We start from the raw sequence: 13,133 nt of genomic DNA on the forward strand, positions 1-13,133 counted from the left end.
CACAGGGGCCCCGGATCGGGCTGGCGGGAGGCGGTCTCGTGAGGACCCGGCCGACGCACGGCCCCGGGGCCCCCGGGGTACCCGGGGGGCCGCGGTGCGACTACTCCCGAGGCGGTTCCACGACCAGGTGGTCGACGACCTCGACCACCCCGTCGACGGACTCGCACAGGCGCCGCAGCAGCGGGACCAGGTCCGCGCGTCCCACGGTGCCGCTGAGCGTGACCCGGCCCTCGTCGACGTCGATGTGGACGGCGGCGGGGGAGAGGCCGAGGATGCGGACGACCACGTCCTCGCGGATCTCCTCCTGGATCGCGCGGTCCCGGCGCAGGAAGAGCTGCAGCAGATCGCTGCGGCTGAGCACGCCGATGAGCCGCCCGCCCGCGTCCACCACCGGCAACCGCTTCACCCGGTGCCGCTCCATCAGCCGGGCCGCCTCGACCGCCGTCCAGGAGGGGCGGGCGGTGTGCACCGGGCTGGACATCATCGCCTCGGCGGTGCTGGGGCCGTCCTTGGCGGTGTGCCGGCGCAGCAGGTCCGCCTCCGAGACCACCCCCACCGGCCGGTTCTCCTCGTCGACGACCGGCACCGCCGTGATGCCGTACTCGTCGAGGAGCCGTGCGATCTCCTTGAACGGTGTCCCGCGCTGGACCGAGACCGCCGTCGGGGTCATCAGGTCCGCCACGCTGCGGTGCCTCATCGTCCGTTCCGTCCCTTCTGCGAGTGACGGTTCCATGATCCCGCATCCGCCGCGCGCGGCGTGCGGGAGGGGTGGGGAACGGGGGTGCGAAGACGTCTTGTGGGCGGGACGGGTCCATGGTTACCTGCGAGTTACCTCCGGTAAGTCCCCTGCCCGTCAAGGAAAGAGAGGCACCCCCATGCCCTCGGCACGTACGACCCGGACCCGGCGCCTCGCGGTCGCCCTCGCTGCCTCCCTCACGGCCTCCCTCACCCTCCTCGCCCCCGCCGTCGCCGCGCCCCCGGCCGCGTCGCCCGCGGCCCCCGCGGCGGAAGGTCCGCTCCAGGAGGTGATGTTCGTCGGCAACAACTGGGACGGCACCGCCGACGTCATCGCCGCCCGCGGCGACTTCCACCGCATCGGCCGGCTGAACGTGATCCCCGACAAGGAGGAGCGGCTCCGCGAGATCTACCTCAACCCCGTCAAGCTCGCGTTCTTCCTCGGCGTCCGCAGCGGACCGGGCGAGGGGCACGACCAGTTCGTCGACGACATGTACGCCACCCCCGACGGCGCCTCCATGGTCGTCTCGCGGCCCAGCTTCGCCGACGTCGTCTCCCTCGACCTGCGCACCGGCCGGATCAACTGGCGCTTCCCCGTGGCCGGTCACCGCTCCGACCACATGGCCGTCTCGCCCGACGGCACCCGCGTCGCCGTCTCGGCCTCGACCGCCAACACCGTCCACGTCCTCGACATCGCCACCGGCCGCGAACTCGGCAGCTTCAAGACCGGCGACAAGCCCCACGAGAACGTCTTCACCTCCGACGGACGCCTCTGGAACATGTCCATCGGCGAGGTCACCACCGCCCTCGACGCCCCCTGGCTCGACTGGACCAAGGGCGACCGGAAGATCACCGTCGTGGACGCCACCACCTTCGAGACGGTCCGCGTGATCGACATGCGCTCCCGCCTCGACGCCTTCGGCCGCGACGACCTCTCCGACGCCGTCCGCCCGCTCGTCTTCACCCCCGACGAGAAGAAGCTCTACTTCCAGGTCTCCTTCCTCAATGGCTTCCTGGAGTACGACGTCGAGAGCGACCGGGTCACCCGCCTGAAGAACCTGCCGGGCAACCCCGCCACGAACCCGGACCGCACCACCTGGGTCAACGACTCGCGCCACCACGGACTCTCGATCAGCCCCGACGGAAGCAAGCTCTGCGTCGCCGGGACCATGGACGACTACGCCACCGTCGTGGACCGCGAGACCCTGAAGCAGGGTCCGCTCGTCCCCACCAGCAAGCCCTACTGGGCCACCGTCAGCGGCGACGGACGGGCCTGCGTCGTCTCGGAGAGCGGCGCCGACCAGGTCAGCGCCATCGACTTCGCCACCGGCGAGCGCGTCGCGACCGTGGCGGTCGGCGACCACCCCCAGCGCGTCCGGCTCGCCCGCGTCCCCGCCGACTGGACGTCCCCGACCGCCGGCTGACGGACCGTCGGGAAGGCCGGAAGGGCCGGCCGGATCGCCATCGATCCGGCCGGCCCTTCCTCGTCGTCCGCCGCCGGGCACGCTCAGGAGCGGGCGACCGTCACCTCGTAGAGCGAGTAGCCCCACTGCGTGGCCCGCCGCTCCCCGTGGATCCGTACGTAACGGGCGGACGTGGAGGCGAACTCGGCCGTGTCGTAGCCGCCGTCCCCGGCCTCCGTCGACCAGACCGACCGCCAGTTCTCGCCGTCCTCGGAGACCTCGATCCGGTACTGCCGGGCGTAGGCCCGCTCCCAGTCCAGGGTCACCCGGCCGACCCGCCGCACCTCGCCCAGGTCCACCCGGAGCCACTGGTCGTCCGACCAGTCGCTCGCCCAGCGGGTGCCGGTGTCACCGTCGAAGGCGCGCCCGGAGGCGTAGCTGGTGAAGGGGTGCCACTCGGCGGAGCTGGCCGACGTGGGCCTGCCCGCCGCCAGGTTCTCGCCCGGCTCGTGCCGCTCGGTCGCCCGCCAGGTCCGCAGGTACGACTCTGCGCCCAGCGCCAGGTCCCCGATCACCTCGGGGCCGCCGGGGGTGAGCCGGATCTGCTCGATCCAGTCCGGCACCAGACCCGCGTGCGCGGCGCCGTCCGTGTTCAGGTCCCAGGTCCGCTCGCCGGTCACCTGCCGGTCGAGGACGGTGCCGCCGTCGAAGCTGCGGTACGGGTACGTCACCGCGTTCGGGGCGTCCGGGCCGACCGGGCCGGGCCAGCCGCCGACGCCGTTCATGTCGGTGCCGTACCCGAGGCCGACGCCGTACTTCTCGCGCAGCTCGGCCTTCCCGTTCGCCTCGCCGATGAAGCCGCCCGCGCTGTGCATGTACGGAGCGGTGAACCCGCCCAGCTTGTACAGCCGTTCGGTCCAGTCGAGGTCCATCCAGCTGTGCGTGGAGAGCACGCCCGGGTACTCCTCGGCCTCCAGCATGTCCAGCGCCCGGCCGGCCGCCTTCACGCTCATGTGGTCGAGCTCCAGCATCATGCCCCGGTCCATCATGCCCCGGAGCGCGTACTCGCCCAGGCGGGTCAGCCCCCGGGTGTTGCAGCGCGCGTCGGAGGCGTAGCTCGGCACGCTCACCCCGGCCGGCAGCTTCTCCGCCATCGCGGCGGGCGCCACCAGCCCGATCGGGTTGTCCTGCTGCGGGCCGGCGCACCGCTCGGTCGCCCAGAAGGTGCCGGTGGACAGGAACTGGCCGATGTTCACCGCCACGCCCGTCGTGCCGCTGTCGAAGCGGACCCCGCACAGCGCGTTGTCGAACTTGTGGCACAGGAACATGCTGCGCACCCCGAGCTGGTACAGCTCGTCCAGGCCGCGGTCGATGTCCGCCTGGTCGCACTGCGCCACGTCGAGGATCTGCTTGCAGCCGAACGGCTCCGAGGTCTCCACGCCGAGGACGACGGCGAGCTTGCCCTGCTCGATCACCGACCGCGCCTGGTCGGCGCTGGTGACGATGCGGAACCAGCCCTTGCCCGGGCCGCCGAACATCGAGTCGACGTAGTCCTGCATCTCGTAGGTCTTCCGGGCCTCCAGCCGGATGGCCTCCATCTCGTCGCACCCGCGGTCCCGGGGCATGATCGAGCACAACAGGCCGTTGGAGACCAGGTCGTTGACGAGCACGCGCTGGCCGCCGCGCCAGGCGCGCTCCAGCCAGGCGTAGTAGTTCTGCTGGTGGGTCAGCGAGTTGTGGGCCGGCCAGTCCGCGAACGTCGGCCAGCCGTCCGGGTCGTGCTTCCCGTTCGCGCCGCCGGTCAGGTTCTCGAAGAGGGCGCCGGAGCCGTCCGGATAGTGCTCGGGACAGTCCTTCAGGGCGTCGGCGACACCGGCCGTGGAGAACGGCTTGCCGCAGATCAGCCGGCCGCCGAAGCCCTCGTTGGACATCACGTGGTTGTGCGCGTCGACGAAGCCGCGCACCCGCCCCTGGGCGTCGGTGCCGGTGAACGGCGCGCCCGTGGCGTTGATCTGGGAATCGGGCCCCGGCCGGGCGGCCGGCTCCCACCACGGCGCGCCGGCCGCGGGGACGGGCGCGGCGCCGAAGAGCACCGCCGCGAGGGCGAGGAAGAGGGACACGAGACCGAGGCGGCGTGTCCCGCGGAAGGGGGAAGTGCTTCGGGTGGTGCGTGGGGCCATGGTCGCGAAGCCTCCGGTCGGTGGGGGTGTACCGGGCGCCCCGAGGATCGCGGTGCGGAAGGTCCGAGTCAAGAGTCCGGGTCAAATGACCTGTTGAAGAAAATGCGGCGGCCCGCCCCCCTGGCTCCCGTGCTTCAGCCCTCGATCAGCCGAACCAGCTGATCAGCCGTCAGTTCCAGCTGCTCGGCGGCGGATTCCTCGTCCCGGAGCACCAGGTACTGCAGCGTCATGCCGTCCACCGCCGCCGCCAGATGGCGCGCCACCGTCGCCACCGGAACCTTCGGCTCCGTCCCCAGCGCGGACCCCACCTGCTCCACCAGCTCGGTCGCCGACCGCACGTACTGCTCGTACTGGGCGCGGGCCAGATGCTCGAACCCGGGCTCGCGCAGAGCGTACTGGGTGAGGTCGTACGTCAGCATGTGCGCGCCCGGATGCGTGGTGACGTCCTCCCAGTAGGCCCGCAGCGCCGCCCGCACGGTCTCCCCCAGCGTCGCCCGCGGCTCGACCGCCTTCCGCACCCGCGCCACGTAGTCGCCGATGATCGTCTCTATGGCGGCCTCCAGGAGGGCCTGCTTGGAGTCGAAGCAGTAGTGGAAGACGCTCAGCGAGACACCGGCCTCCGCGGAGATCGACCGCGTGGTGGTCCTGGCCACCCCGTCCCTGGTCATCGCCCTGATAGCCGCCTCGACCAGCTGCCGGCGTCGCTCCGCCGACGGCATCCGCGCCATGCTTCCTCCTCGGGTCAAGGCGTCAGGGTAACCGGAGAGCGCCGGGCGCCCGGTGGCCAGGCCGCCGACGGCCGTCGGCACGCCCTCCCTGGGCGGCGCGGGATCGAGCGTCGTCGCGGACCGTCGGGATCAGGCCATTTCCCCGCTCCCCGACGCGAAAAGCCCCGAAACGGATCCACCCGCCTCTTGCCGACGCACCCGCGGGCCCAGGAGTCTCCTGCCATGATCCCGCCCAGGCCCACCGAAGAGCCCACCCTCACCGCCGCCCCCGTCCCCGTCCCCGCACCCGCCAGGCCGCGCCCGGCACGCCGCACCGCCGTCCTGGTGGCCGTGTGGACCGTGCTCGTCGCCGGGGTCTCCTCCGGCGTCACCGCCGCACTCGTCGGAGGCGACAGCGTCTCCGTCGAGGACGCCGCCGCGCCGTCGGCCACCCCCTCGATCTGGCAGGACACCCGTACGTACCCCGCCGATCCCCCGCAGGAGCCGGAGACGGTCCCCAGCCCGACCCCCACCACCAAGAGCTTCGCGATCGGGGAGAAGGCGAAGAGCGGCGGCGCGACCGTCACGGTCGAGAAGGTCGCCGAGGTCGTGACGGTGACCCTCGACGACTTCGACTCGGACAAGATCCTCAAGGCCGGTGCGGGAGCGAAGTTCGCGATCGTGGAGACGACCGTCCAGAACGACGGCACCGACTCCTTCGACCCCGTGTGCGGCGGCGGGATCTCCCAGGGCCTCGTCGACGCCGAGGGGCGGAAGTTCGACCTGATCGAAGAGGCGTTCCTGGTCAAGGCCAACCGCAAGGCCGACGCCTGCGGCGAGGAGGTCCAGCCCGGGTTCAGACGCGAGGCCGTCTTCGTCTACAAGATCCCCGCCGACGCGAGCCCCGCCGAGTGGGTGTTCTCCGGCTCCCGAGGCATGACCGAAGGCGACCAGGCCGTCGTCCGCCTGGGCGGCGTCACCACGTCGAGCTGACGGGGAGCCGGATCACGTCCGTTACTCCGCCGAAGCGAAGGAGACGAACCGTCCCCAGCCCTCGCGGCCGACCGCGAAGGCGGGGCGGCTGACGTCCTTGGAGTCCCGGACGTGCACGACCTGTCCGGCGACGGCGACCTCAAGGCAATCGTCGCCCTGACTGCCGCTGTAGCTGGACTTGAACCAGGCGAGTTCCTTCGGGGCGGTCATAGCTCTCCTCGCAGTCGCTCCAGCAGGCCCCGAGATTCCTTCGGGTTGAGGGCCTGCGAGCGCAGTGTGTCATAGCGCTGGTAGAGCAGTCGTACCTCTTTCGGGTCGGTGACGAGGCGTCCGTTCTGCTGCCCCTCGGAATAGCCGTACCGCCTGCCGTCCAGGGTTTCCAGAAGTCGCACCGCGCCGTCCAGGCACGCGTGCAACCCCGCTTCCAGAGGTACGACTTGCAGCGTCACGTTACGAGTCGCACTGGCCTCCAGGACGTGGTCCAGCAACTCCCGCATCTCCTCCGCGCTGCCGAACCGGCGCCGGAAGACGTGCTCCTCCACGATGAAACTGAAGGGCACGGTCGGTCGCTCCAGCAGCATCCTCTGCCGTTTCTGGCGCGCGGCGAGCTGGGTCTCCAGCTTCCGGTCGGTCAGCAGCGGGATCGTGCCCTCGAACACCGCCCTCGCATACGCCTCCGACTGCAGCAGCCCCGGCACCAGCCGGCATTCGTACGTGCACAGGCTCACCGCCACCTTCTCCAGGCGGGCCCAGCGCCGGAACCACACCGCCAGGCCCGCCTCGGCCCGGGAGAGGAAGGGGGCGGACCTCCGCAGCGCCCCCGTGTTCCCCAGCGCCGCGTCGCCCCGGTCGATGAACGCCTCGTCCGGCATCCGCCGTCCCAACTCCACCGACTCCACCGTGTGCTTGGAGAAGCGGACCAGCTCCGCGAACTCGGCCCGGCTGAGTCCCGCGTGTTCGCGCAGGGCCTGGACGACGGCGCCGAACGTCCGCAGGCTGTCCGAAGGGTCGGGCTCCCGCTCCCCGTCCTCGGCCCCCAAGTCGTCGTCGCCCTCGGCCTCGACGATGCTCATACGCCGCCACCTCCACGTACACCCGCGGCAGCTCCGCGGTCGGCCTACTCAGCGTGACGGCGAGGACCCCGTACTGTCCACCATGGGTGCCCGTACGCTGACGCCGCGTACGGGGTGCGGCTCTCGCGGGTCGCGGTGCGCGGCCGTCACTGTGGCCCCGTGAACCAGACATCACCTCAACTGTCCTCCACCGTACGTATGTTCAGCCAGCTGATCTCGTCGACACGGAGCGGTGCCCGCCTCGCCCGGCTGCTCACGCTGACCGAGCTGTACTTCTGGGGCGCGCCGCAGGAGCTCACGGAGCGTGCCGAGCAGGTCGTGGCCGAACTCGCCGCGAACGCCGTTCTTCACGGACGGCTGCGGGGCCGGGACTTCCGGCTCGGCCTGGCGCTGGACACGGCGGCCGGCGTCCTCCGCGTCGAGGTCACCGACGCGCGCGGCGACCGGTGGCCCGCCGTCGTGCGCGAGGGAGAGCGCGAGGGGGTCGGGGGCAGGGGGCTGCCGCTGGTCGCCGCGCTCGCCGACGGCTGGGGAGTGGTCCCGTACCCGCCCGGCGGCAAGACCGTCTGGGCGGTTCTCGGCCCCCGGCCGGCGGGGTCCCCGCGCGGCGACTGACCGGCGTGCGGTCCGCGTGGCCCGGGAGGAAGCTGGAGGCGGGGGAGTGGTCGGAAGGAGCCGCCGCCATGGGAGGAAATCCGCGTCGCCCTCACGGGTCCGCACGTCTCGCGACCATGGGGGTGGCGCTGGCCGCCGGCGCCGCCCTGCTGACCGGCTGGAGCCCGGGCGGCACGACGGGCGGTGCCGCCGCCGGACGCGCCGGCCCCACCCCGTCGGCGTCGGCGGACGACGTGCCCACCCTCAAGAAGGGGAAGACGCTGACGGTCAGGACCGCGCCCGTCGAGATCCTCGACATCCCGGCGAGCTCGGCCGACGTGACCCTCACGGACCTGAAGCAGGCCGACCGGCTCCCTCAGGGCAAGTACCTCGACCCCGAGATCGCCGAACCCGGCACGACGTTCGTCTGCCTGGAGTTCAAGGTCGAGAACGTCAGTGACGAGGAGTTCGACACCGGGTTCCTGTCGCGGGCGCGCTGGACCGGCAAGGACGGCGAGACCACGCAGGTCGAACCGGAGCTCGGCGGGAACTGCGCCGGGGTCGGTTTCGTGGAGGAGAGCCTGCTGAGCGAACCGGACCCCCGGCCCGGCGAGTTCGTGCGGGGCACGACCCTCCTCGCGGTGCCCGACGACCAGCCGGGCGTGCTGGAGTTCGCCGACGGCACGGAACACCCCCTGTTCAAGGTCGAGACGACCGCGTCCCGCTGACCCAGGTGCCGGGTGCTCTCAGGCGGACGGCCAGGCGCCCCTGCGTGCCAGGTCCAGGATGAGGGCCGCGATGTTCCAGGCGTCGTCCTCGCCGCGGTGGTGGCGGCCTTCCAGGGGGAGGCCGGCGTGGGCGAGGGCCTGGGCCATGCCGGGGCGGCGGCGGAGGCCGTGGGCCTCGGTGAAGACGGCCTTCGCGTTGGTGTGGCGGCGGCCGAAGGGGTACGGGGTGCGGGTGGCTTCGCACTGGCCGGTGAACTGCTTGCGGTCGTAGTCGCCCCAGCTCGCCCAGGGGCGGGTGCCGGCTTCGTGGTCGCGGGCGAGGAGGCGGCAGGCGGTCGCGAAGTCGACGCCGGTGTCGACCTCGGCCTGGGTGAGGCCGGTCAGTTCGGTGCAGAACGCGCTCACGCGCGAGCGGGCCGGGCGGACCAGGATCCGGTGCCGGCCGACCCGCTCACCGGCCGTCGGATCCACCACGGTCAGGCCGATCTCGATGATCTCGCTCACCGCGCCGGGCGGCGGCTGCTTGTCCCAGCAGGTCGCCTCGACGTCGACGACATTGATCAGGTGGCGGGTGTCCATGCGCGGAGCGTAGGAGGCCGGACCGGGCCGGGGCACCTGGATTTCCCGGTGCCCCGGCTCAGTCCTCGTGCGGGGCCAGCACCGCGCGCAGTGCCGCCACCGCGTGGGCGCGGTGGTCGTCGAGCCATCGGACGGCGGCGTCCTCGTCGGATTCGCGGAGGGCGGAGAGGACGGCGCGGTGTTCGTGGACGGCCTGGTCGCGATGGACCGGGTCGGTGTAGTAGAGGGAGCGGTAGGCGTCCGTGGCGTCCCAGAGCGTGGTGATCATGCGGACCAGGCGGGGCATGCCGGAGGCCTCGATCAGCGTGAGGTGGAAGCGGCGGTTGGCCTCGGCCATGGCCGTCACGTCGCCCGCCCTGGAGGCCCGTTCGACCTCGCGCTGGATGTCCTTCATGGTCTCGAAGAGGCCGTCCGGGGGGATGCTCATGGCCCTGCGGACCGCCTCGGTCTCCAGGAGGGCGCGGATGCGGTAGACCTCCTCCAGGTCGGCGAGGGAGAGCTCGGCGACGAAGTAGCCCCGGTGCACGTGGTGGACGACCAGGCCCTCGGCCTCCAGCGCCTTGAGGGCCTCGCGGAGCGGCACCCGGCTCACTTCGAGCCGGGCGGCGAGCGCGTCCTGGCGGATCGGTGCGCCCGGGCGGAGCTCTCCACTTGTGATGGCGCTCCGCAGCTCCTCCAGCACGAACTGCTGGGCCGTCCGGGGACGTCGCCTCTCCACCGCGTCGCTCATCGATCCGACCTTCCCTCCACGTCACCTGCGCACCGGCGGCCTTCGTCGCCGCCGGTGACCGCCATCTTCCTATGGATCAACGGCCCGCCGCCGAGTTGTCCACAGGCGGGATTCCGGCCACGACCTCGGCGGTGTGCTCGCCGAGCCGCGGGGGAGCGGACCGGTACGAGGGCGGGGTGGCGCCGAGGCGGACCGGGTGCGCGACCTGGCCGGGACCGGCGGCCTCCTCGGGGAGGCGGGCGCCGAGACCGAGCCGGTCGGCCAGCGCGAACGCCCCCGCCAGGTCGTTGATGGGCCCGCACGGCACGCCGGCCGCGGTCAGCTCCTCGAACCAGGCGTCGGCCGTGCGGGCCGCGAGCGACCCGGCGAGCGCCGCCGTCAGCTCCTCGCGGTGGGCGACGCGGGCCGTGTTGGTGGCGAACCGCGCGTCCTCGGCCAGTCCGGGCCGGCCGATCCGCTCGCACAGCGCCCGGAACTGACGGTCGTTCCCCACCGCCAGGACCAGCGGCCGGTCCCGCGCCTCGAAGACCTCGTACGGGGTGATGCTCGGGTGCCGGTTGCCCATCGCGCGCGGGACGACCCCGGCGCCGAGGTGTGCGGCCGCCTGGTTGGTGAGCGCGGAGAGCAGCGAGCCCAGGAGGGAGACCTCGACGCGCTGCCCCTCGCCGGTGCGCTCCCGGTGGCGCAGGGCCGCGAGCACCCCGAGCCCGGCGTGGAGCCCGGTGATGACGTCGACCAGCGCCACTCCGGCCTTCGTCCCCTGCCCGCCCGGCTCGCCGGTGACGCTCATCAGGCCCCCCATGGCCTGCACGAGCAGGTCGTAACCGGGCAGCGCGGCGCCCCCGTCGGTTCCGAAGCCGGTCACCGAGCAGTAGACGAGCCCGGGGTTGGTGCGGCGGACCTCCTCGAAGCCGAGGCCCAGCTTCTCCATCGTCCCCGGGCGGAAGTTCTCCACCAGGACGTCCGCCCGGTCGACGATCGCCCGCGCCGCGGCCCGTCCGTCCGGGTCGGTGAGGTCGAGCGCCACGGACCGCTTGTTGCGGTTGACGCCGAGGAAGTACGTGGCCTGCCCGTCCGCGAACGGCGGCCCCCAGGCGCGGGTGTCGTCGCCCCCGTCCGGCCGCTCGATCTTGATCACGTCCGCGCCGAGGTCGGCCAGGAGCATCGTCATGTACGGGCCGGCGAGGACCCGGCCGAAGTCGGCGACGACGATGCCGGAGAGGGCGCCGGGGCCGGCCTCCTGGGGGTGGTCCGTGTGCATTCCGCGCTCCCTCGGTGGGCGGGCCGGTGGCGTGGGATCCGATCTTTTGGATCCAACCTCTTGGATCCAAAAGGTTGGATCAAAAAGATCGGATCCGATGTGCTGGATAGGGGATCCAGGACATCGGATCGTGGATCCAGGACGTTGGAGATTGGATCCAATCCGGACCGTAGGGGCTGGAGAGCGGAATCTCAATACTGGATCCAAAATCCAATCTGCGGCTACGCTTCGGCACGCCACGCCGAGCACGACCCTCGTCACAGCCGCCAGGAGGCCGCCCGTGAAGTCCTCGCCGTCCAGCCCCACCCACCCCCTCGCACTGCTCGCCGTCGACGGCCTGCTCAGCGACGAGGAGCGGGAGATCCGCGCCACCGTCCGCGCCGTCGCGGACCGCGAGCTGCGCCCGCACATCGCCGGCTGGTTCGAGAAGGGGGAGATCCCGGCCCGGGAACTCGCCCGCACGCTGGGCGAGTTGGGCGTGCTCGGCATGCACCTGGACGGGTACGGCTGCGCGGGGACCAGCGCGGTGGCGTACGGCCTGGCCTGCATGGAGCTGGAGGCGGTCGACTCGGGCCTGCGCTCCCTGGTCTCCGTGCAGGGCTCGCTCGCGATGTACGCGATCTGGAAGCACGGCTCCGAGGAGCAGAAGCAGCGGTGGCTGCCGAAGATGGCGGCCGGCGAGTACATCGGCTGCTTCGGCCTGACCGAGCCCGACGCCGGCTCCGACCCGGGCGCGATGCGGACGAACGCCAAGCGGGACGGTTCGGACTGGATCCTCAACGGCACCAAGATGTGGATCACCAACGGCTCCGTCGCCGACGTCGCCGTGGTCTGGGCCCGCACCGAGGAGGGCGTCCGCGGCTTCCTCGTCCCGGCCGGCACCCCCGGTTTCAGCGCCCCCGAGATCACGATGAAGCTGTCGCTGCGGGCCAGCGTCACCGCCGAGCTGGTGCTGGAGGACGTCCGGCTCCCCGCCGACGCGATGCTGCCCGACGCCCGCGGCCTCTCCGGGCCGCTCGGCTGTCTCAACGAGGCCCGCTTCGGCATCGTCTTCGGCGCCCTCGGCGCCGCCCGCGACTGCCTGGAGACGGCGATCTCCTACGCGAAGGACCGGACCGTCTTCGCCCGCTCCCTCGCCTCGTACCAGCTCACCCAGCAGAAGCTCGCGGACATGTCCGTCGAGCTCGGCAAGGGCATGCTGCTCGCCCTCCACCTGGGCCGGCTGAAGGACGCGGGCGAGATCACGCCCGAGCAGATCAGCGTGGGCAAGCTCAACAACGTGCGCGAGGCCATCGCCATCGCCCGCGAGTGCCGGACCATCCTCGGCGCCAACGGCATCACCCTGGAGTACCCGGTGCTGCGGCACGCCAACAACCTGGAGTCCGTCCTCACCTACGAGGGCACCAGCGAGGTCCACTCGCTGGTCATCGGCAAGGCGCTCACCGGCGAGCAGGCGTTCCGCTGACCCGTCCGAGGGTTCCGCGAGGGGCGGCCCGGCCGGGCCGCCCCGGGCCTCAGCCCGCGGTCACGCGCGCGAGGAAGGCGTCCAGGTTCCCCATGGCACGGGCCACCCGCTCCGGCACGGAGAGGGTCTCGTCGTGGCGCACCCCGCGCAGCCTGGGAACGCGCTTGCCGCGCAGGTAGAGCGAGCAGGCCAGGTCGGCGCAGACGTACACGCCGACCGTGTTCCCCTCCCGGCCGCGCGCCCCGGCCAGCGGGGCCGCGAGCAGCGTCACGCCCGAAGAGGCGTGCCCGGTCAGGCAGATCTGGCACAGGCTGGTCTTCACGGCGCTCGTCCGGCCCGCCGCCGGCACCCGCAGGGACACCCCCAGCGGGCCGTCCTCCCGGCGCACCACCAGATGGGCCCGCAGCGGCGCGCCCGGATCCACCCAGCCCAGGAAGTCCAGGTCCTCCCAGGGCGTCTCGGCGAAGTCCAGCGGCAGCTTCAGCCGCGCGGCGTCCCCCTTCGTCGCGTTCACGAACGACGAACGGATCTCTTTCTCAGTCAACGGTTCCACTCGTTGGACCGTACAGGCATCTCCGGGGGGCGGGGGGGGGGGTTTATTTTTGTGGCCGGGCCGCGCCCGCCTCGCCCCCCCGCCGCCCCCCCCCCCGGGGCGGTTATTAAAAAAAATGCTACGGCCGGAAAT

General features: G+C 72.2%; 14 protein-coding genes. 5 read left to right on the forward strand and 9 right to left on the reverse strand.

Annotated elements, in window-relative coordinates; all coding sequences use genetic code 11:
- Positions 1-100: 100 nt before the first annotated feature.
- Positions 101-697, reverse strand: coding sequence for a CBS domain-containing protein (locus tag ACFW1I_RS13745; protein WP_384669484.1), 597 nt, complete (start codon positions 695-697; stop codon positions 101-103).
- Positions 698-875: 178 nt separating this feature from the next.
- Here ACFW1I_RS13745 and ACFW1I_RS13750 point away from each other — a divergent pair, with 178 nt between their 5' ends.
- On the forward strand, positions 876-2,159 hold the full coding sequence (locus ACFW1I_RS13750; RefSeq protein ID WP_384669485.1) for a YncE family protein: 1,284 nt from the start codon (positions 876-878) through the stop codon (positions 2,157-2,159).
- 83 nt (positions 2,160-2,242) lie between these two features.
- On the opposite strand, the gene ACFW1I_RS13755 is transcribed toward ACFW1I_RS13750, so the two are convergent.
- Together ACFW1I_RS13755 and ACFW1I_RS13760 are read right to left on the reverse strand one after the other, a co-directional pair.
- Positions 2,243-4,318 carry a discoidin domain-containing protein gene (locus ACFW1I_RS13755; RefSeq protein ID WP_384669487.1) on the reverse strand — a complete coding sequence of 692 codons (2,076 nt, stop codon included), beginning with the start codon at positions 4,316-4,318 and terminating at the stop codon, positions 2,243-2,245.
- Between the two features lie 134 nt (positions 4,319-4,452).
- The gene (locus ACFW1I_RS13760) at positions 4,453-5,046 is read right to left on the reverse strand and encodes a TetR/AcrR family transcriptional regulator (RefSeq protein ID WP_384669489.1); all 594 of its coding nucleotides are present in this window, start codon (positions 5,044-5,046) and stop codon (positions 4,453-4,455) included.
- 222 nt (positions 5,047-5,268) lie between these two features.
- On the opposite strand from ACFW1I_RS13760, the gene ACFW1I_RS13765 reads away from it, so the two are divergent.
- Positions 5,269-6,018, forward strand: a complete 750-nt coding sequence (locus tag ACFW1I_RS13765; protein ID WP_384669491.1) for a DUF4352 domain-containing protein — start codon at positions 5,269-5,271, stop codon at positions 6,016-6,018.
- 21 nt (positions 6,019-6,039) lie between these two features.
- Here ACFW1I_RS13765 and ACFW1I_RS13770 read toward each other — a convergent pair whose 3' ends face one another.
- A complete protein-coding gene (locus ACFW1I_RS13770) occupies positions 6,040-6,228 on the reverse strand; it encodes a DUF397 domain-containing protein (protein WP_384669492.1) in 189 nt (62 codons plus the stop codon).
- A complete protein-coding gene (locus ACFW1I_RS13775) occupies positions 6,225-7,091 on the reverse strand; it encodes a Scr1 family TA system antitoxin-like transcriptional regulator (protein WP_384669493.1) in 867 nt (288 codons plus the stop codon). The genes ACFW1I_RS13770 and ACFW1I_RS13775 overlap by 4 nt, the downstream gene beginning before the upstream one ends.
- Before the next feature lie 198 nt (positions 7,092-7,289).
- On the opposite strand from ACFW1I_RS13775, the gene ACFW1I_RS13780 reads away from it, so the two are divergent.
- Both ACFW1I_RS13780 and ACFW1I_RS13785 read left to right on the forward strand, forming a co-directional pair.
- On the forward strand, positions 7,290-7,706 hold the full coding sequence (locus ACFW1I_RS13780; protein WP_384669495.1) for an ATP-binding protein: 417 nt from the start codon (positions 7,290-7,292) through the stop codon (positions 7,704-7,706).
- A gap of 116 nt (positions 7,707-7,822) precedes the next feature.
- On the forward strand, positions 7,823-8,413 hold the full coding sequence (locus ACFW1I_RS13785) for a hypothetical protein (protein WP_384669496.1): 591 nt from the start codon (positions 7,823-7,825) through the stop codon (positions 8,411-8,413).
- Positions 8,414-8,431: 18 nt separating this feature from the next.
- Here the strand turns inward: ACFW1I_RS13785 and ACFW1I_RS13790 are convergent, their stop codons facing one another.
- From ACFW1I_RS13790 to ACFW1I_RS13800, 3 genes are all read right to left on the reverse strand, one after another.
- Positions 8,432-8,992, reverse strand: a complete 561-nt coding sequence (locus tag ACFW1I_RS13790) for an exonuclease domain-containing protein (protein ID WP_384669498.1) — start codon at positions 8,990-8,992, stop codon at positions 8,432-8,434.
- A gap of 58 nt (positions 8,993-9,050) precedes the next feature.
- A complete protein-coding gene (locus ACFW1I_RS13795; RefSeq protein ID WP_384669500.1) occupies positions 9,051-9,722 on the reverse strand; it encodes a GntR family transcriptional regulator in 672 nt (223 codons plus the stop codon).
- 76 nt (positions 9,723-9,798) lie between these two features.
- Positions 9,799-10,983, reverse strand: a complete 1,185-nt coding sequence (locus ACFW1I_RS13800) for a CaiB/BaiF CoA transferase family protein (protein WP_384669501.1) — start codon at positions 10,981-10,983, stop codon at positions 9,799-9,801.
- Between the two features lie 280 nt (positions 10,984-11,263).
- Between ACFW1I_RS13800 and ACFW1I_RS13805 the strand changes: the two genes are divergently transcribed.
- The gene (locus ACFW1I_RS13805) at positions 11,264-12,448 is read left to right on the forward strand and encodes an acyl-CoA dehydrogenase family protein (RefSeq protein ID WP_384669503.1); all 1,185 of its coding nucleotides are present in this window, start codon (positions 11,264-11,266) and stop codon (positions 12,446-12,448) included.
- A gap of 49 nt (positions 12,449-12,497) precedes the next feature.
- Here the strand turns inward: ACFW1I_RS13805 and ACFW1I_RS13810 are convergent, their stop codons facing one another.
- Entirely contained in the window at positions 12,498-13,001 is a 504-nt protein-coding gene (locus ACFW1I_RS13810) for an FBP domain-containing protein (protein ID WP_384669504.1), read from the reverse strand.
- Positions 13,002-13,133 lie beyond the last annotated feature (132 nt).

The sequence above is a fragment of the Streptomyces sp. NPDC058955 genome, from assembly GCF_042741435.1.
Taxonomy (GTDB): Bacteria; Actinomycetota; Actinomycetes; order Streptomycetales; family Streptomycetaceae; genus Streptomyces.